Origin of the sequence: Priestia sp. AB (assembly GCF_028369225.1) — a bacterium.
Lineage (GTDB): Bacteria > Bacillota > Bacilli > Bacillales > Bacillaceae_H > Priestia > Priestia megaterium.
In genome coordinates this window covers 14,649-34,561 of sequence record NZ_JAQMYN010000017.1, presented here as the reverse complement: position 1 = coordinate 34,561, position 19,913 = coordinate 14,649, and the positions used below count along the sequence as shown (strand labels likewise).

19 protein-coding genes and 1 pseudogene are annotated in these 19,913 nt (G+C 38.4%); 15 read left to right on the top strand and 5 right to left on the bottom strand.

The features are described 5' to 3' along the window. Window positions 1-41 precede the first annotated feature (41 nt). Window positions 42-200, bottom strand: a pseudogene (locus POF52_RS27460) (DUF2711 family protein); the annotation flags it as partial. Window positions 201-399: 199 nt separating this feature from the next. Between POF52_RS27460 and psiE the strand changes: the two are divergent. Together psiE and POF52_RS27450 are read left to right on the top strand one after the other, a co-directional pair. Further along, a complete protein-coding gene (gene psiE, locus POF52_RS27455; RefSeq protein ID WP_016764251.1) occupies window positions 400-819 on the top strand; it encodes a phosphate-starvation-inducible protein PsiE in 420 nt (139 codons plus the stop codon). A 450-nt stretch (window positions 820-1,269) separates the two neighbouring features. Next, entirely contained in the window at window positions 1,270-2,010 is a 741-nt protein-coding gene (locus POF52_RS27450; protein WP_271996820.1) for a hypothetical protein, read from the top strand. A 491-nt stretch (window positions 2,011-2,501) separates the two neighbouring features. On the opposite strand, the gene POF52_RS27445 is transcribed toward POF52_RS27450, so the two are convergent. Further along, window positions 2,502-4,097, bottom strand: coding sequence for an alpha-amylase family glycosyl hydrolase (locus POF52_RS27445; protein ID WP_334314419.1), 1,596 nt, complete (start codon window positions 4,095-4,097; stop codon window positions 2,502-2,504). A gap of 393 nt (window positions 4,098-4,490) precedes the next feature. Between POF52_RS27445 and pxpA the strand changes: the two genes are divergently transcribed. From pxpA to mug, 11 genes are all read left to right on the top strand, one after another. Continuing rightward, window positions 4,491-5,252: a 5-oxoprolinase subunit PxpA gene (gene pxpA / locus POF52_RS27440; RefSeq protein ID WP_271996815.1), complete on the top strand. Its 762-nt coding sequence runs from the start codon at window positions 4,491-4,493 to the stop codon at window positions 5,250-5,252. Window positions 5,253-5,276: 24 nt separating this feature from the next. After that, entirely contained in the window at window positions 5,277-6,515 is a 1,239-nt protein-coding gene (locus POF52_RS27435; protein WP_045295487.1) for an NRAMP family divalent metal transporter, read from the top strand. Between the two features lie 52 nt (window positions 6,516-6,567). Beyond that, a complete protein-coding gene (locus POF52_RS27430; RefSeq protein WP_074897312.1) occupies window positions 6,568-7,359 on the top strand; it encodes a putative hydro-lyase in 792 nt (263 codons plus the stop codon). A 16-nt stretch (window positions 7,360-7,375) separates the two neighbouring features. Next, window positions 7,376-8,131: a 5-oxoprolinase subunit PxpB gene (gene pxpB / locus POF52_RS27425; RefSeq protein ID WP_271996811.1), complete on the top strand. Its 756-nt coding sequence runs from the start codon at window positions 7,376-7,378 to the stop codon at window positions 8,129-8,131. Next, the gene (locus POF52_RS27420; RefSeq protein ID WP_271996809.1) at window positions 8,128-9,123 is read left to right on the top strand and encodes a biotin-dependent carboxyltransferase family protein; all 996 of its coding nucleotides are present in this window, start codon (window positions 8,128-8,130) and stop codon (window positions 9,121-9,123) included. The genes pxpB and POF52_RS27420 overlap by 4 nt, the downstream gene beginning before the upstream one ends. Window positions 9,124-9,145: 22 nt before the next feature. Further along, window positions 9,146-9,607 carry an acetyl-CoA carboxylase biotin carboxyl carrier protein gene (gene accB / locus POF52_RS27415; protein ID WP_271996806.1) on the top strand — a complete coding sequence of 154 codons (462 nt, stop codon included), beginning with the start codon at window positions 9,146-9,148 and terminating at the stop codon, window positions 9,605-9,607. Between the two features lie 28 nt (window positions 9,608-9,635). Next, window positions 9,636-11,000, top strand: coding sequence for an acetyl-CoA carboxylase biotin carboxylase subunit (gene accC, locus POF52_RS27410; RefSeq protein WP_271996803.1), 1,365 nt, complete (start codon window positions 9,636-9,638; stop codon window positions 10,998-11,000). A 131-nt stretch (window positions 11,001-11,131) separates the two neighbouring features. Further along, on the top strand, window positions 11,132-11,896 hold the full coding sequence (locus tag POF52_RS27405) for an IclR family transcriptional regulator (protein WP_271996802.1): 765 nt from the start codon (window positions 11,132-11,134) through the stop codon (window positions 11,894-11,896). Between the two features lie 27 nt (window positions 11,897-11,923). After that, on the top strand, window positions 11,924-12,733 hold the full coding sequence (locus tag POF52_RS27400; RefSeq protein WP_271996799.1) for a uroporphyrinogen-III synthase: 810 nt from the start codon (window positions 11,924-11,926) through the stop codon (window positions 12,731-12,733). Between the two features lie 586 nt (window positions 12,734-13,319). After that, window positions 13,320-14,648 (top strand): coiled-coil domain-containing protein, encoded by a 1,329-nt coding sequence (locus tag POF52_RS27395; RefSeq protein ID WP_271996796.1) that lies wholly within the window; start codon window positions 13,320-13,322, stop codon window positions 14,646-14,648. Between the two features lie 68 nt (window positions 14,649-14,716). Then, window positions 14,717-15,229 (top strand): G/U mismatch-specific DNA glycosylase, encoded by a 513-nt coding sequence (gene mug / locus POF52_RS27390; protein WP_271996794.1) that lies wholly within the window; start codon window positions 14,717-14,719, stop codon window positions 15,227-15,229. 20 nt (window positions 15,230-15,249) lie between these two features. On the opposite strand, the gene POF52_RS27385 is transcribed toward mug, so the two are convergent. Continuing rightward, window positions 15,250-16,359, bottom strand: coding sequence for a metallophosphoesterase (locus POF52_RS27385; protein WP_271996792.1), 1,110 nt, complete (start codon window positions 16,357-16,359; stop codon window positions 15,250-15,252). A gap of 148 nt (window positions 16,360-16,507) precedes the next feature. Next, window positions 16,508-16,807: a hypothetical protein gene (locus POF52_RS27380; protein ID WP_013083290.1), complete on the bottom strand. Its 300-nt coding sequence runs from the start codon at window positions 16,805-16,807 to the stop codon at window positions 16,508-16,510. Between the two features lie 152 nt (window positions 16,808-16,959). On the opposite strand from POF52_RS27380, the gene POF52_RS27375 reads away from it, so the two are divergent. After that, window positions 16,960-17,460 (top strand): metallophosphoesterase family protein, encoded by a 501-nt coding sequence (locus tag POF52_RS27375; RefSeq protein WP_271996790.1) that lies wholly within the window; start codon window positions 16,960-16,962, stop codon window positions 17,458-17,460. Window positions 17,461-17,489: 29 nt separating this feature from the next. Here the strand turns inward: POF52_RS27375 and POF52_RS27370 are convergent, their stop codons facing one another. Beyond that, window positions 17,490-17,714, bottom strand: a complete 225-nt coding sequence (locus tag POF52_RS27370; protein WP_014459961.1) for a hypothetical protein — start codon at window positions 17,712-17,714, stop codon at window positions 17,490-17,492. Between the two features lie 149 nt (window positions 17,715-17,863). Here POF52_RS27370 and POF52_RS27365 point away from each other — a divergent pair, with 149 nt between their 5' ends. Continuing rightward, window positions 17,864-19,846, top strand: coding sequence for a methyl-accepting chemotaxis protein (locus tag POF52_RS27365; RefSeq protein WP_271996786.1), 1,983 nt, complete (start codon window positions 17,864-17,866; stop codon window positions 19,844-19,846). Window positions 19,847-19,913 lie beyond the last annotated feature (67 nt).

The following is a 19,913-nucleotide window of genomic DNA, read 5'->3' as shown; positions in this document are numbered from 1 at the left end:
TAAATTTGATGTTTTTCTCCATAAAAATAGTGGATCTTTCATTTAATGAACCCAGAGGGCATTTGAATAAAAGGGTGGAATAAAATAGCAGCAGAATTAAAGTCATTAGGTAATTGGGACAAAATAGGTAAATCTCCATCGATCCATATATAATCAAACAAAACGAGACATCTCCTTTGAATATACTTAGTTATGTACATTTTATATACAGAAAACAGTAATTTCTAGTCAACATAATTATGGTTATGTTAACTAATAATGTATAATATATACGTCTTTATTTAGTGTAATGTATGAATTAAAATAAACATTTTAACAAACAATTTGTACCGGCTAACCATAAATCTAAAACAGAAGATATAATAAAGTAAAGAGGCTATGTATGTAGGAGGCATATTGATGATACAACAAAACAAAAGACCGAACTTTAAGGTTTCACACGTTCTCCGGCTTATCTTAAATACAGCATTGATTTTACTAGCTGTTACTTTATCCGTTTTGCTTGGCAAGGAAATTTTCCATTTCATTCATTTCTCTATTTTTAATCGAGGAATTGAGACTCACTACAAAATTCTTGAAAGTATCTTAGTTTTCTTTTTGTATTTTGAATTCATTGCAATGATCGTAAAATATTTTCAGGAGAATTATCACTTTCCTCTACGCTACTTTCTTTATATTGGCATTACTGCATTGATACGTCTGGTTATTGTAGAGCACGATAACCCAGTTAATACACTTTTGCATACTTGCGCTATTCTTGTGTTAACTATCAGTTACGCCATTATAAAGTTTTCATCAAAACAAAAAGAGAAACTATAGTTGCGCCTTTTAAAAATAGGATATCTTTTTTTGCATTTTTGTGAAAAATACCAGTACGAAGGCTTTCAAGGGAATCTATGCGCTATAGATTTATATACATAATTCACTTCCGAAAATTTATCGTATGTAAACTAATAAAGCCGGAAAACAAAAACCATCAAATGGAAAAGATGGAAGAAAAAAAGTTGAAGCAGAATAATACAGGAAATATTTTGTAGTTATTCACATAACAAACCTTTAATGGTATAATATCTCTCAACAAGTAACTAGTTATATATCTCTAAGAATAAAAGGCGGCTCAGTCGCTTTTTTATTTTATCTGAAATTACAGCAAGATATTAAATTATTAACCCTCAGTCAGAAGTAATGAAACTCATAATATCTCAAAAAAGGCTGCCAGTTAGTTTGCGGTCTTTTTTTAAGTAAAAAATAAAATACAAGGGGTTTGTTATGAAAAAGAAATGGCTTTACACATCAATAGCATGTGCTTTCGTTCTCCTTAGTGGATGTGCTTCAGACATTCAACTAGAATCTATTAAGCGAGTTACGGATTCAACAATCAAAAATTCTATTCTTGACGACTATTTATCAAAGGGAACAAAAAGCTTATCATACTCGTATGACGGAGGAGAAGGTAAGTACAAAATAAATATAGCTGCTGATGTTGATAGCGCATTTTATGACAACAACCCTTTAGGCATATTTAATATTCTTTCTAGAACTACTGAGGGAATAGGTAGTAATCTAAGTAACTATTGTGGAAATACTAAATGTGAATTTGGTACGCTCACTGTATCATCATCTAAGGGTGACTCATATTCAATGAATATCAATAACAAGGATGGCGACGAAACGTTAGTACATAATGATGAAAAGATTAAAAGGGAGGATCTGCTAGAATACAAAGATCCCGATGGTGTACCGCCTGATGAAGAATACACCGAGAATGAAGATGTTTCTATTTCTGATGATGCCGTTTATGAGTTTATGGAAAATCAATTAGATCAGATGACAAATGGCGGCCAGAATTACATATCTGAAGTACATTGCACAAAAGCCATAAAGGCTACTGTTAAACGATTTAATCTAACTGTAGAAGAAGTAGTTAATATCTATATGAGTAAAGCACATCTACATGGCTCACCCTATACAAATGATTTTCAGTATGGTGAGGAAGCGTTTAACTTATAATCGACTTAAAAGCAGCTTTCACTTAATAATCTAAGTAGAGGCTGCTTTTTGTTATGGTAATTTAGTTCATACAAATGTCTATGATTGAATTTAGAGGAAGGTTGTAGCTCATATTAAATACTCCAGCTATGTAGTAAAGAGACTGTTGCCTATAATATTGATTATGTTAACTAAATTGATTATTATTGATTATTTAAGAAAATAATTCTTTTTGAAAATTTTTCCTTTTGCAAAAGAACTTAAAACGATTGTACACTTTTTTACTATGTATGCGTTATAACACAGAAAGAAAGATTTAACACACTGTATATTATTAAAGTTTGACTGTTTACACTTGCTGAGGATAAATGCTGTATTTTTTACAACTTACCTCAATCATGTAACTGTTTTCAAAAGAGGGCAGGGCGGATGCGCGAGTACGACAGTTGTAGCATAGAAGGAATAAAAAACCTCTAAGTGATTACCAGATAATCACTTAGAGGTTTTTTAAATTATTTTATCAAAATCGTTGTATTAGCGGGAATCACAAGCTGATTTTTAACCTTTTTTACGCCTTTTTCACTAGAGAAAATCAATTTACCTTTTGCTGCTACAGATACTTTTATAGGTTGATTTGAAATATTATGATACACGCTAATCGACTTACCTTTATACGTGCGGCTATAGGCAACGACTTCTTTTTGATCTAGTGAAATAGATTGAAGCGTTCCCTTTACTAATTCTTCATGCTGCTGGCGTACACGAATCATTTCACGATAATGATTTAATAAAGAATCCTTTTGCTTGGTTTGTGCTTCTATTGACACACCATTGCCGCCTTTGTTATATACAGGTGTTTCCCAGCTGGTTTGGCCAAGTCCGTTTCCTTCGTACCAGCGGAATGGTTCACGAATTAATTCATCAGGCTTTTCGCCGGTCATGCCAATTTCTTCACCGTAATAAATATACGGATTGCCCGGAAGTGTAAGTAAGATAGAAGCAGCTGATTTTGCTTTATTTACATCGCCGCTTAACTCACTCATGACGCGATTTTGGTCATGGTTGGTTAAGAAAATGCCGTCAATTTTATTTGGATTGTATGATTTAAAAAGCTCATCAGTTGCCGCTGCTGCAGTGGCAATTCCTTGATCATTCCCTGCTTTTACAGAGCTGACAATTTTCCCTGCTAAATCAAAGTTAAATAAAGAATCAAGTGATTGATAGTAAGGAGCTACCACTTCCGGCTGATCCCATACTTCACCCGTTAGATATACGTTAGGATTTTCTTTTTTCATCGCATCTCTAAATTCATTCCACCAAAGGATATTTTTCTTAGCGCCTTCAGGTGTTTGACCTTTAAAGATATGAAGCGCAGCATCTAAGCGGAAGCCGTCAACGCCTTGCTTTAGCCAAAACTTTCCGACATTAATCATTTCTTTTCTTACTTCAGGGTTATCGTAATTTAAGTCAGGCATTCCTTCCCAGAACGTTCCGTAAAAATACTCTCCGTTTGGAGCTTTATGCCATACTTGCTGTCCCCAAGATCCTTTTTCATTCAAGTCGGTATTTTTATCAGCCCAGATATAGTAATCTCTGTACTTGCTATTTTTATCTTTTAATGCAGCTTGAAACCAAGGGTGTTCACTGCTCGTATGATTCACCACGAGATCCATAATAACTTTTACGTCTCGTTTGTCTGCTTCTTTCATCAGTTTGCGAAAATCTTGCAGATTTCCATACTGCGGATCAATATTATAATAGTCCGTTACATCATATTTATGATAGCTGGGAGAAGGGTTGACCGGCATTATCCAAATCCCGTTTACTTGAAGATCATTCTTTGTATGAGAATTGCCATCATTTAAATAATCCAACTTTTGTGTAAGACCTTTTAAATCACCATGTCCATCTTTATTTGCATCGTAAAAAGAGTTTACATACACCTCATAAAATACACCGTTTTTATCTGCTGTTGGAGATTTACCTTTATGTACAGTTTCGGCGTGAACGCCTGTTGATAAACTAGCAGCCAGCGGCAGTGTTAGAGCTAAAGCTGTCCATTTTTTCCCTTTCATCGTTTCATCCCCTTTTTTTGCAATCGTTTGCATAAATAGACTACAATTGAAATATAGCACCTCTTTGAAAACGATTACAACGAAAATTTTATTTTGATTATTTTGAACTAGTAATTATTCTGACAACCTAGTTATTTACTGTGTCCAATGGCATTAAGCGGCTGCATTATATTAAGGCTATAGATAGAAAACACCAATAAAATAAGGGAGTATTATCCAAATAAAAATAATGACTATGTCAAATATTCTGACAATGTTGTTGTTCAATTCATCATCTCGTGCTAAAATCCAAATATAACTGAAAAACGGTACTACAGTTCCGAAAAACGGAACTCGAAGTATTGATGCAGATAATATAGCTTGGATTTTCCTTACTATCTGCAAATGATTACGCTTACATTAAAGGGTTTAAGGGGGAAGAACGCATTGAGTAAAGTGGATTTAAACTGTGATTTAGGGGAAAGCTTTGGTGCTTATCTCATTGGCAATGATGAAGCAATTTTAGAGCATGTGACGTCTGTAAACGTAGCCTGTGGATTTCATGCAGGGGATCCGAGCGTCATGAGAAAAACGGTAAAATTAGCTGCTGAAAAACAGGTGCAAATTGGTGCTCATCCTGGTTTGCAGGACCTTATCGGTTTCGGACGAAGAAATATGAATATTTCACCTCAGGAAGCTTACGATATCGTAGTCTATCAAATTGGTGCATTAAACGGTTTTTTGCAAGCGGAAGGGGTATCGATGCAGCATGTAAAGCCTCACGGTGCACTATATAACATGGCTGCTAAAAATAAAGCCTTGTCTGAAGCAATAGCAAAAGCTGTTTATAACGTAAATCCTGAGCTGATTTTGTTTGGGTTATCTGGAAGTGAGCTGATTCAAGCAGGTAACAAAATTGGTCTAAAAACGGCTAACGAAGTATTTGCAGACCGTACCTATCAGTTAGACGGTTCTCTCACTGCTCGTACAGAACCAAATGCTTTAATTGAAAATGACGACGAAGCTGTTTCTCAAGTTATTACAATGGTGAAGGAAGGGAAAGTCAAATCTCAGCAAGGTAAGGATGTAGAATTGCAGGCAGACACGATTTGCATCCATGGAGACGGGGCTCACGCACTTGAATTTGCCCGCCATGTCAACCGTTCTTTACGAGCATCAGAAGTGGTAGTTAAGGCTATTTCACAATAAAAACTACATACAATCAGGAGGAAGATGATATTGGAGCCAATAAAAAAATCAACACCTCAACAAAAGCTTTCGGCTGCGCCTAAAGTAAACTGGACGTTAATGCTTGGAGCCGCTTTTTTAATGGCCACATCGGCTATTGGACCGGGCTTTTTAACTCAAACTACCGTATTCACACAAAATTTAGCGGCAAGCTTCGGATTCGTTATTTTAATTTCAATTATTCTTGATATCTTTGCTCAAACCAACGTATGGAGAATTATTGCCGTTTCTGAAAAACGCGGACAAGAAATCGCCAACATGGTATTTCCCGGATTAGGATACGTGCTCGCTATTTTAATTGTAATTGGAGGACTTGCATTTAATATTGGAAATATTGCTGGTGCCGGGCTTGGCTTAAATGCGATTACGGGTATTTCTCCAACAGCCGGAGCTGCAATTAGTGCAGTTATTGCTGTATTAATCTTCGTTGTAAAAGAAGCTGGAAAAGCAATGGATCGCTTCACGCAAATTGCTGGTTTTGTCATGATTGGGCTGATGCTATATGTAGCTGCTACCACTTCACCTCCCGTTGGAGAAGCTGTAGTGAAAACTTTTGCTCCTGACAAAATTGACATTATTGCGATCGTTACGCTTGTTGGAGGAACTGTCGGTGGTTATATCACCTTTGCCGGCGGACATCGTCTTTTAGATGCCGGTGTAAAAGGTATCGATTCTTTACCTCAAGTAACCAAAAGTTCTGTAACAGGCATTCTCATTACTTCCGTTATGCGAATCGCTTTGTTTTTAGCTGTACTTGGCGTTGTGTCTAAAGGATTACAAATTGACCCAGCCAATCCTCCAGCATCCGTGTTTCAGCTTGCAGCAGGAAACGTCGGTTATAAAATCTTTGGTATTGTTATGTGGTCTGCCGCTATTACGTCTGTAGTGGGAGCTGCTTATACATCTGTTTCGTTTATTCAAACGTTTAGTGAAAAACTTAATAAAAACTCAAATTGGATTATTATTGGATTTATTATTATTTCAACTCTGTCGTTTGTCTTAATTGGAAAACCTGTAAAAGTTCTTCTTTTAGTTGGAGCAATCAATGGATTAATTCTGCCGATCGCTCTTGGGACGTTACTGGTTGCTGCATACAAAAAAAGCATCGTTGGCGAGTATAAACATCCTTTATGGCTTACCATTTCTGGTGTACTTGTCGTTATTGTAATGGCTTTAATGGGCGGCTATACGTTAATGGATCAACTTCCTCAATTATTTAAATAAAACAATGTGCCCGCACGTAAGTTGCGTGTGGGCAATGATGGGAGAGAGAAATATGACAACCCTTTCACAACTAACTCCAGCTGAACTTCGTCAGCAAATCCGTAACAATCAGCTTATTCAACCAACAGCAGGCATGGCAAACGGCTATGCTCAAGCTAATTTAGCTATTTTACCAAAGCAACAAGCCTTTGACTTTCTATTGTTCTGTCAGCGTAACCCTAAATCGTGTCCGATCTTAGATGTCACAGACGCTGGATCTCCGGTGCCAAAGTTTGCTGCTCCATCGGGAGATATTCGTACAGACATTCCCAAGTATCGAATCTATGAAAATGGGGAACTAGTAAAAGAAGTAACCGATATCACAGATTACTGGACAGAAGACATGGTAGCTTTCCTTATCGGCTGCAGCTTTACATTTGAACACGCGCTTTTAAACAACGACATACCTGTTCGTCACATTGAAGAAAATTGTAATGTCCCTATGTATAAAACAAATATTTCATGCGCTGAAGCGGGAATATTCCACGGCTCGACGGTAGTTAGTATGCGTCCAATTCCTCAGCAAGACATAGTGCGGGCAGCCCAAGTAACTTCACGTTTTCCAGCTGTGCACGGGGGGCCTGTTCACATTGGAGATCCCGCTGCGATAGGTATTGAAGACCTTCACTCTCCGGATTTTGGCGATGCTGTTTCGATTAAGGAAGGGGAAGTGCCCGTATTTTGGGCTTGTGGTGTAACCCCTCAAGCAGTGGCAATGGAAACAAAACCTTCTATTATGATTACACATGCTCCGGGGCATATGTTTATTACAGATATTCGAGATGAAAAACTAGGTGTTTTATAAAAAAAGAGGTGTAGATATGAATCAAACTGTAACAAAAGCAGCGGCTGTTATTTCTCCGCTTGGCGACTCAGCGCTTGTAATAACGTTTGGGGATAGCATTCAGTACGACATTCATAAACAAATTAAAACGTGTAAAGATTCGATCGAATTAAACCCTTTCCCTGGGTTTGTTGAATGCGTGCCGGCATTTACAAATCTTACAATTTTCTACAACCCTCTTGAAGTTGTAGCGGCCGTGGGAAAAAAGCAGAAGAAGGAGTTTGTTTCTCCTTTTGAAGTAGTATCTTCTATCATTCAAAGTAAACTAGAAAACGAACAGACAGAAAAAGAGTTAAACCATCGTACGGTTTCTATTCCAGTTTGCTACGGAGGAGAGTATGGACCTGATCTTGAATATGTCGCTCGTCATCATAACTTAACACCTGAAGAGGTAATTAGTATTCATTCTGAAGGCGAATACTTAGCGTACATGATTGGATTCGCTCCTGGATTTCCATTTCTCGGAGGACTATCTGAAAAAATTGCTACGCCTCGCCGGTCGTCTCCTCGCACCTCTATTCCTGCAGGCTCGGTTGGTATTGCAGGAATGCAAACAGGAGTGTATCCTATTTCCACTCCCGGAGGATGGCAATTAATTGGCCAAACGCCGATTAAACTGTTTTTACCAGAACAAAATCCGCCAAGTTTGCTGCAAGCTGGGGATATTATAAAATTCGAACCCATCTCTAAAGAAGAGTATCAAGAAATACTGGCAAAGGAGCGTGAAAAATGAGTATGCGAGTCAGTAAAGCCGGATTATTAACGAGTATTCAAGATTTAGGAAGAAGAGGATTTCAGCAGCACGGTGTGATTGTAAGCGGTACAATGGATTCTTATTCTCTCCGAATTGCTAATTTATTAGTTGGTAACGATGAAAAAGAAGCGGGACTTGAGGTTACGCTGATGGGGCCTACCCTTGAAATAGAAAGTGATTGTCTAGTAGCAATCACGGGAGGAGATTTAACTCCTTCGGTCAATGGAAAGCCAGTCCCGATGTGGAAACCTTTATTTATTCCAAAAGGGAGCACTTTATCATTTGGACCTTGCAAAACCGGTTGTCGTTCCTATCTATCTGTAGCCGGAGGATTTGCTATTGATGAAGTGTTAAATAGTAAAAGCACGTATTTGAGAGGCGAAATTGGGGGCTACAAAGGAAGAGCATTACAAACAGACGATGTTTTACCGCTGTCAGCTCCTGCTGCTTCGAAGCCTACTTTTTTTTCCAATGAACTGATAAACGGAGTATATACTTCTTCATGGTCCGTAAATTATAAAGAATTTGTTCATTTTACAAAGAAACCAAGTGTCCGTGTTATGAATGGCAGTCAATTTGATTTATTTACAGCTGAAAGTAAAAGTCATTTTATGAAAGAGCCCTTTAAAGTATCGAATCAATCAGATCGAATGGGCTATCGAATGGATGGACCTTCTCTTCAGCTTCAAGAAAAAAAAGAGCTATTGTCTGAAGCCGTCTCACAAGGTTCTGTTCAAGTCCCGCCAGATGGAAATCCTATTATCCTGTTAGCAGACCGTCAAACCACGGGGGGATACCCTAAAATCGCTCAAGTCATCACAGCGGATTTACCGCTTTTAGCTCAAATAAAGCCCGGGGAATCCATTTACTTTTCTCACATTTCGCTTCATGAAGCAGAAAAAATCTATTTAGAAAAAGAACAGCTGCTTCAAGAATTGAAGATTGGTATTAACCTTGCGTCAACTAAATAACACAAAACGGGAGTGACTAAAAATGATAAACGTACGTGAATTGCAAGAAGTTGTTTCATTAATGAATGAATCTGGTATTCAAAAGCTCCATATTGAACATGAAGGAACAAAAGTTGTCATTGATAAAGCGGGAATTCCTTTAGAAGACACTGCTGTTACAGAAGTAAAAACAGAGGAAGTGAAAGCCGCTGCCGCTGAGCAAGCGCCTCAAGATTCTATGTCTGTAAACTCACCAGAAAACAATGAAAAGCAAATTTTATCACCAATGGTCGGAACGTTTTACGCCAAGCCAGAAGCAGACGCCGATCCCTTTGTTCAAGTAGGACAAACAGTTGAACGTAAAGATGTTGTGTGTGTGATTGAAGCGATGAAGCTGTTTAACGAAGTCGATGCAGGAATGGAAGGAGAAGTGCTTGAAATTCTTGTGAAAGACGGAGATGTTGTTGAGTTTGGTCAGCCTTTATTTACTGTAAAGTCACACTAAAGTATACATACTGTCAGGGGGAGTCATTATGTTTAAAAAGATCTTAATCGCAAACCGCGGCGAGATTGCAGTTCGTATCATTCGAGCTTGTAAAGAGATGGGAATAGCAACTGTGGCCGTGTATTCAGAAGCAGATAAAGATGCACTTCACGTGAAGCTAGCAGATGAGTCATTTTGTATTGGCAAAACGTCTTCTAAAGAAAGCTACTTAAATATTCGTAATCTGCTTACCGTAGCGCAAGTAACCAAGGCAGACGCTGTTCATCCCGGCTATGGATTTCTAGCTGAAAATGCTGATTTTGCTGAGATGTGTGAATCCTATGACATTACCTTTATTGGTCCAAAAGCAGAAGCCATCCGTAAAATGGGAGCAAAAGCTGTAGCAAGAGAAACAATGAAACAAGCAGGCGTGCCTATTGTACCTGGCACGGAAGGACTGATTGAAGATAGCAGCACCGCTATTCCAGTAGCAAGAAAAATAGGCTATCCAATCATTGTAAAAGCTACAGCGGGCGGCGGCGGAAAAGGAATGCGGCTGGCTCATAGTGAAGAGGAGCTAGAAAAAGCGATTCGTCAAGCTCAGCATGAAGCAGAAACAGCTTTTGGAAACGGCGGCGTATATCTTGAAAAGTACCTAGAAGAGCCAAAACACATCGAAATCCAAATCATTGCTGATGAAGAAGGGAATGTAGTTCATTTAGGTGAACGAGATTGTTCGATTCAGCGACGTCATCAAAAATTAGTAGAAGAAGCTCCGTCTCCTGCGGTAGTTGAAAACCTTCGTGCTAAAATGGGCAAAGTAGCGGTCTCGGCAGCTAAAGCAGTTGATTATACAGGTGTCGGAACAGTCGAGTTTCTGTTAGATAAGCACGGACATTTTTACTTTATGGAAATGAACACACGGATTCAAGTTGAACACCCTGTTACAGAACTTGTAACAAACATCGACTTAATTAAAGAACAAATTTCAGTGGCAGCGGGCTACCCGCTATCATTTGCTCAGCAGGACATTCAGTTGAAGGGATGGGCAATTGAATGTCGGATCAACGCAGAAAATCCGGCTAAAAACTTTATGCCTTCTCCTGGAAAAGTCGAGATGTATTTACCTCCTGGCGGCTACGGAGTGCGTGTAGACAGCGCCGTTTACCCAGGTTATGAAATTTCCCCGTTTTACGATTCCATGGTCGCGAAATTAATTGTAACAGGGAAAGATCGAAATGAAGCGATTCAACGAATGAAACGCGCGCTCGAAGAATTTATCATTATAGGCATTCATACAACCATTCCTTTTCATTTAGAATTACTGAACCATCCTTCTTTTAAAGAAGGGGATTTTACAACCAAATTTCTAGAAAGTAACCCTATTTCAATTAAAGAACTAGAAATGGTGTAAGAAAGGAAAGTGCTCTTATAAGGGAGTGCTTTCCTTTTTTTCTTCATGTATAATAAAAAGAACATATGATTAGCTAGTAAGCTATACGTCTATCAAATACATGTATTCGCACAAATAAGGGAGAAGGTTTTATGCAAGCTAACAATAAAACAGTTGTTAAATCCATGCAGATTCTCACGCTTTTTATCAAGCACCCTAAGCTGACCTTCACAGAAATGATGGAATATTCAGGCGTTCCGAAAACTTCTTTGCACCGGATGGTTGGTTCGCTTGAAGAGATGGGATTTTTAACAAAAGATGCGCAAGGATGCTATTCGCTAGGACTTTTATTCTTGCAATTTGGTCAGCTAGTGGCTAATCGCTTAGATATTAGAAATATCGCAAAGCCTGTAATGGAAGCGCTCCGAGATGAAGTAGAAGAAGCGGTTAATTTAATTGTACGAGATGGGAATGAAGCTATGTATATTGAAAAAGTAGATACGCTTCATCCGGTGCGTCTCTATACATCAATTGGAAGGCGTTCACCTCTTTATGCAGGAGCTTGTTCACGCATTATCTTGGCGCATTTACCCGAAAAAGAACAAGAGGAATATATTACTCAAACGGAGCTAGCTCCAATAGGTATTGGAACTATTACAGATCAAAAGAAGCTAAGAAATGTATTAAAAGAAGCAAAAGAAAAAGGGTATACCATTAGCACCTCTGAATTAGAAAACTTTACAACATCTGTGAGCGCGCCGATTGTAAATCATCAAAATGAAGTGGTTGCAGGCATTAGCGTAGCGGGAATTGAAGCGAGATTTCAAGGAGAAAGACTGCCGTTCATTATTCAAAAAGTAACAGAAGCGGCAAGCCTAATTTCTGAAAAACTCGGTTATCAAAGATCATTAAAATAGCATACATAGAAAAATGGAGGTAGACCATTGAAACGATTAGAAGGAAAAACAGTCGCACTCGTAGGTCAGCGTAAAGTAGAAGAAATTAGTAAAATTGTTAAAAATCTTGGCGGGACCCCGCTTGTACGACCTGCGCAAGGAACCATCTTTTTAGATGACACACACTTAGAGGCAGATATTAAAGAACTGGTAAAAGGAAATTATGATTGGTTTATTTTCACGACAGGCGTCGGTACAGAAATTCTTTATAAAACGGCAGATAAGCTAGGGCTGGCCGACGAATTCCTTTCTTCTTTACAAGCAGCTAATATTGCTGCACGCGGGTATAAAACCGTAAATATGTTAAAAAAGCTAGGCGTTACTCCAACCGTTCGAGATGATGATGGAAGTACCGCAGGACTCGTCAGAGCGCTTCATTCGTTTTCTTTTGAAGAAAAGCATGTAGCGCTTCAGCTTCACGGAGATCCTGCACCAAAATTGATTGATTTTCTATCGAATCAAAAAGCCCAATTTAAAGAGATTTTACCGTATCAGCATATTCCTCCACAAGCAGAAGTGATGGAACAGCTTATAAACGAATTAATAAGCGGAAAAATTGATGCTGTTAATTTCACAAGCGCTCCGCAGGCCCGGTTTTTGTTTTCATTTGCAAGAGAACACGGACAAGCTGATCACATTCGAGAACTCTTTAAAAGCTCTGTAGTAGCTGTATCCGTAGGAAAAGTAACCGCTGCTGCTTTAAAAGAAGAAGGAGTAGATCGTATTGTTATTCCTGATCAAGAGCGAATGGGAAGTGCAATTGTAGCTTTAGAACATTATTATCAGCAGTGTGATTAAAAAAACCTTCTCGCCATGAGGCGAGAAGGTTTTTTGTATGGCTTCATCCAAGCGTTGTCGAATATTGTTTGAAAATTGCCTATTGCCCTCTTTTTGAACTTCTTCAAACATCGAATAGAAACAAATTCATTGTTATTCCAGAAAATCATTTTCAAATATTGTAAAAATGGAAGATAAAGGGTAAAAATAGACGAATATGTTAAAGAGTTGTTACGCTTCTTTTAGAAATATCTTAAATTTAAACAGCTTAAACCATGATAATTATCTACTTTATAACGCTAAAAACATTGCTGGTTGAAGCTTGATAGATCTTTCACTTGCATGGGGAAATAAAGGTATATTTTTGCAGGCAAGAAGTGAATGTATACACAAGCGTTAAATGTTACATTACTGAAATACAATTGTAATATTGTTATTCTTTTTTTGAACGCTTATCGTGGTATAATTTTCGTAGATTTTCATTAGCATATTTAGCTATTTATCGACAAATACAGTGAACTTTACATAAATTGTCAGACTTTTATACATATTGATACATAATTAGAAATTACTAGTTTAACAGAGCGAGAAAGCGGAGGAATTCATATTGAAAAAGAAAATGCTTTTACTTAACACAACGGTTTTATTAGGCCTGGGAGGAGTTTTATCAACTCCAGCGTATGCCTCTACCATTCAGGATATGGAATTACACAAATCTCAAATTCAAAATCAGCGTCAAGATGTGCAATCTAACATTAAAGCAGCTTCTGATGAATTGACACGCCTTCAAGCAGAGCAAGATCAAATGAAAGCACAGCTTGAGCGCTTAACAATAGCAGAAGAAGAAAACAATCAAAAAGCCCAAAAAACAGAAGCCGATATTAAAGAAACGTCTAAACAAGTAGAGCAGCTCGAAAAAGAAATTAAGCTGCTTCAAGAAAAACTTGAAAAGCGAAATGCTATTTTAAAAGATCGTGCACGTTCCCTCCAGGAAAGCGGCGGTAACGTAGAGTATTTACAAGTTTTACTTGGTTCTTCAAGTTTTGGTGATTTTGTAGATCGCGCGCTAGCTGTTTCAACTATTGTAGATGCAGACCGCGGCATTTTAAAAGAAACTAAAAATATGCAAGACGAATTAAAAACAAAACAAGCGGATGTTAAGTCTAAGCTTGCTAGCTTAGAAGACATGAAGGCAGAACTGGATGAAATGACTGTCCAGCTAGCAGCTCAAAAGAAACAAAAAGATGCATTGGCAAAAGAACTAAAAGATAAAGAAGCAAAAAATGAAGAACTAAAAGCTTCTCTACAATCAAAAGACAGCTCTCTTGCAAATGAACAGTCTACGCTTGAACAAAATATTAAAGATCAAAAAGCTGCAGAAGAAGCAGCTGAACAAGCGGCTAAAGAGGCAGCCAAGAAAGCAGCTGAGCAAGCTCAAAAAGCAGCGGCTGCACCAGCTGAAAAAGCCGATTCATCTTCTGTTAAGGCAGAAGCACCAAAAGCAAGCAGCAATGATGTGGCACCTACAAGCGCTCCAGCTCCAAAAGCTAGCAATGTCGTAACAGTAGGAAACCGCTGGATTGGAAACTCTGCTTACGTATTTGGCGGTGGACGCAGCCAGTCTGATATTAGCCACGGCTTATTTGACTGCTCGTCATTCGTACACTGGGCGTATTCTCAAGTTGGCGTTAACCTTGGACCTCTTGGATCTGTAAGTACAGAAACGTTAAAGCATGCTGGAACACAAGTGTCTTCTAGTCAAATGCAGCCTGGCGATCTTGTTTTCTTCGATACATATAAAAAAGACGGCCACGTTGGCATTTATGTAGGAGGCGGCAAGTTCATCGGTGCTCAAAGCTCAACAGGTGTTGCAATTGCAAACATGAGCAGCGGTTACTGGAAACAAAAATTCAACGGACGCGTAGTTCGTATTTAATAGGGTATAGTAAAAAGAAAACATCCCATCTGGATGTTTTCTTTTTATATTGTAAGGAGCGTATGACTATGAATTCTATTTTTGATCATATACAGCCCGACTTAGATATTTTATTTGTCGGGTTTAATCCAAGCATCCGTTCAGGTGAAACGGGTCATCATTTTGCGAATCCAACCAATCGCTTCTGGACGATTCTTCATAAAGCAGGTTTGACAGATCGTAAATATCATCCGGAGGAAGATCACTCACTGCTCCAGCTAGGGTACGGTTTAACCAATATTGTAGAGCGTCCTACAAAGGCAGCTGATGAGATTACAAAAGAAGAATATGCAGAAGGCAGAGAAATTTTAAAGAAAAAAATAGCTACATATACGCCTAAAATCGTTTGTTTTGTTGGAAAAGGTGTCTATCAGCATTACAGCGGACGCAAGCAAGTAAAGTGGGGTAAACAAGAGAAATCGATGGTACCAGGAATCATAGAATTTGTTGCCCCGTCTTCAAGCGGGCTCGTTCGGATGAAAGTAGATGAAGTAGTCGCCATTTATGCAGAGCTTCCGACGTTGCTGCGTACATTAAAATAGAGAAAGCCCTAGGGCTTTCTCTATTTTGTAAACGAAATATCAATTTGAATAATTTCTGATCGGCTCCCGATTCGAAGCGGAGGACCCCAAAAGCCAAATCCTGAAGAGACAATGGTATGCAGTTGGTTATTTTGCTTGTAGCCCCAATCAATTTCAAATAACCGCTTTGTGATCAAATGATTAGGTGCCATTTGTCCTCTGTGAGTATGGCCGCATAGCAGCAAATCCACGCCTGCTTGTTCCGCTTCTTTTAAAGAAAGCGGCTGATGATCCATTGCAATGACAGGAAGAGAGCGATCCGTTTCACTCGCTAAATCGAAAAAGCTGTCTCGGTTTTTGTCCGTCTTATCTTTTCTTCCTATTAAATACAAGCTATCACCTATGTTTAACACTTCATCCATTAAAATAGGAATGTTCATCTCTTTCATTCTTTCCACAAACTGAGGGATCTTCCCGCCGTAATACTCATGGTTTCCTAAAATTCCATATGTGCCTAAAGGCGCTTTGAGCTGTTTCATCATAGAATCCATTTCTTTCTTAAAGAATACGTGGGGATCATCATCAATAATATCTCCAGGAAGTAAAATAAGATCCGGCTGTATCTTTTGTACATGAGTGATTAACCGCTGCAAATGTTTTTTGCCGGACAATGTGCCAAAGTGCATATCAGATGCTACAGCAATGCGAAGGTTTTTCCGATTCGTCTTTTTAGCAAGCGAAATCGTATATTTTCTTACCACAGGACTGTAAGCATTATACGTACCGTAAGCAAAAATGAATAAAAAAGCGGCAATTATGAAAAATCCGATTGAATCGATAGCTGTAGAAAGCGAAGCGCCTAGAAGAGTAAGAATATATACGGCTAGATTACTTATAGGAAGCAAAAGAACCGAATATTGAATAAATCCTAACCAGTACGATCCCACAATTTTAAATATGCTCACTTGTTGAAACGCACGACTGATGATAAAGGAATAAGCAAAAAAGACAACGATCACCGTAAGAATCCATTTGTTTTCCACTTTCAACATTGTGTGAAGCCACATCCAAGCATTCCATCCGATGTACAGAACGAATAAATTATATAAAATAACAACCAAAATAGACCTTACTAACACACTTACTTTCATACGCTAACCTCTTTTCTTTCATCCGTAATTCCACTATAGCTCATTTTTATTGCTTCAACAAAATTTTATCTCTTCTTCTCATTAATAAAATTTTTGCTTGTCACACAAACGAAAAAACACACCTATAAAACAAGGTGTGTTTTTTGTATTAATGATGGTGATGCGCGTGGTGAAGGCTGCTGATCACAAATTCAGGCTCTGGAACGTGGAAATATTGAATCCATACGCCTTCTAAAAATTTCTCGCGTTTATCTAAAACGATATCGATATCTTTATCTGTTTTTACGATTTCATCATGTTCAGTCGGCGTATCGAATTTCCAATCATAATGCGCGTGATCACCGTGGTCGATAGTTACATATACACGAATCATTTTTCCTTGACCTTCTGGGCTAGCCAATGCATTTTTTAACACTTTTGCTGCGTTTCGATTAATTTTTACTTCCATTTCGAAAACTCCATTCTGTAACTTAGTATGTAACGTATTTTCGCAAACTTAAACGAAAAAGAGAAATTTTTTGCCTGACGCTGTATAGAGTTGCTTCATTCCAACGTAATACGCTACACTACACAAATGAACGAAAAAGGAGCGTATGATGAATGAAGATCGTTATTTTAGGTGACACTCATATTCCAAAAAGAGCGAAACATTTTCCCAAAAGACTCCTAGCCGAACTGAAAACAGCTGATGCTATTATTCATACGGGAGATTTTCAAACGATAGATGTCTACAATGACCTGCGTGTGTTTGCTCCTGTACATGGGGTGGTTGGAAATGTAGACAGTGAAGAGCTTCAGCAAGTACTACCATCTTCATTACTTCTTCCGTTTAACGACGTTACGATTGGCGTAACCCACGGTCATGGCAAAGGAAAAACGACTGAAAAACGTGCACTTTTGGCATTTGAACATGAACAAGTCGACGCAGTAATTTTTGGCCATTCTCACATTCCTACGCATAAACAAATTGGTGATATTACGTTGTTTAATCCAGGTTCCGCTACTGATAAGCGGCGTGAAAAGCAATTTTCGTTTGGACTTCTGTACATACAAAAAAACACGCTGCGTTTTGAACATATTTTTTATGATTCTAAAGACTAAAACAAGAGAGGACTCTTGTTTTAGCATTTTTACGTTGTATGGTCTAAATGAGCAATATATTCGTGAAGCTTATTTTCTTCGTAATCATTTAAGTCATGCATGGGAATAACCTGCTGAGTTTGAGGATCCGTTCCTCTTACTTCCGCAATTTTTACTCCTTCTTTATAGATATTAAAAATATCTTTTTCTTCCCCGCGCTGAACCTTTTCTGTTTCAAACATTGAAAAAGACTTGCTGTTTTTACTTTCTTCCATTAAAATCACCTACTTTTTTTATCGTACTCTTATCTTTTCACACCCATTGTTAATTATGTATACACTCGATGACTAAAGGAATATGAAGTCTTGCCGATAGAAAGAAAGTGCACGATCACTTTTAACTACGGAGAGAGAGGCTACATAGCATGGAGAGAGTAAGAAAAAAAAGGTCCCTTAATAACTTTAAGACAAAGCTGGTGCTAGCATTTGCAGCGATCTTATTGGTGCCATCTGTTACGATAGGTGTATCAGCTTACATAACGGCGAAACATGAAATTGAAAACCAAATTATTAACACAGCACAGCAAAATGTACAGTCCATTAATTCAGTGATTGACGATACCATTGGACCAAAAATTCATGATGTAGAGTTTTTTGCATCAGTGGTAAATAACGAGAGCTACAATGAAAAAGATATGGCTACTTTAAGCAAAGATTTTAACTTATATGCTTCGCTTCATCCAGAAGCCGTCAGCATTTTTACAGGAAATCAGCAGGGGAAGTTTATTCAATCGCCTAAAAAAGTGCTACAAGCAGGCTATGATCCCAGAAAACGAGACTGGTACAAGCTAGCCATGCAAAACAAAGGAAAAACAGTTGTCACTGAACCTTATCCGTCAGCCTCTACAGGTCAGACCGTTATTACTGTAGCGAAAACAGCGGCGGATGGCACAGGGGTTATTGCTTTGAATTTAGATATAAGCCGCATCAATAAAGCTGTCAGCAAAGTGAAAATTGGAGAAAAAGGATATCCATTTCTTTTGGATGGAGAAAGAAAATATATTGTTCACCCTACGGAAAAAGCAGGTACAAAAGCGAAAGATTCTCTTTTTGACAAGCTTTATACAAAGAGCTCTGGGTCTTTTGAATATACCTTTAACGGTGATGAAAAAAAGATGGTCTTTACGACAAATAAAACAACAAACTGGAAAATTGCAGGCACTATGTATTCATCAGAAGTTAGTGAAGCTGCACAGCCTATCTTTTACAAAACACTATTTATTATTGTAGCTTGTCTGATAATCGGGAGTCTTACCATTTATGTGGTATTGCAATCAATTATTAAACCGCTCAAACAGCTTAAGAATCAGGCTCTGAGCGTTAGTGAAGGAGATCTGACAACAGCGATTACCGTCAATTCAAAGGATGAAATCGGCGAGTTAGGGTATGCTTTTAGTCAGATGCAAAACAATCTTCGCACATTAATTCAAAATGTTGAAATGAGTGCAGAGCAAGTGGCTGCTTCTTCAGAAGAGCTAACGGCCAGCTCACAGCAAACGAGCGCTGCGACTGAACAAGTATCAGTTGCGATACAAGAAGTGGCTTCTAGTGCGGAAAAACAAAAGGCTGTTATTGACCAAAATGCAGCTTCTTTAGATGAGATTGTACAAGGAGTTTCTACTATTGCTCAGCGTACAGAAGCTGTTTCTCAGCTATCAAATCACACAACGTCTGAAGCTGTAGAAGGCGAAAAAGCTGTGAGAGAAACGGTCGAACAAATGGAATCCATTTCTCAATCCGTTGAGCTATCTAATACAACGATTCGTACTTTGTTTCAACGTTCAAAAGAAGTTGGAACCATTTTAGAAGTAATCAGCGGTATTGCTGCTCAAACAAATTTACTAGCCTTAAATGCTGCAATCGAAGCGGCGCGAGCTGGAGAACATGGAAAAGGATTTTCCGTTGTAGCAGCGGAAGTGAGAAAGCTGGCAGAACAATCACAAGTGTCCGCGTCTCAAATTTCTGAGCTTATTCAAGCTATTCAACAAGATACTCAGGAATCTGTAAATACAATGGAGCAAGTTACAAACAAAGTTGAAGAAGGACGAACAATTTCACAAACGGCTATTCAAAAATTCGAACAAATTCTAAGCAGCATGAATGAAACGACTCCGCAAGTAGAAGAAGTGGCTGCTACTGCTCAGCAAATTTCAGCAGCGGTTGAAGAAGTGGCTCGTACAGCAGGTGAAATGGCGATCCTTGCTAAAGGAAATGCAGCTACATCTGAAGAAGTGGCCGCATCAACTGAAGAACAGCTGGCTTCAATGGAGGAAATTGCTGTTTCCGCACAATCTCTGTCTCAAATGGCAGAACAATTAACAGCGCTCATTAGCAAATTTAATTTGTAAACTTTCGTCAAATCGTCATAGACCTCTTTTATATTGGAAAAAGTAGAACATACACACATGAAAGAGG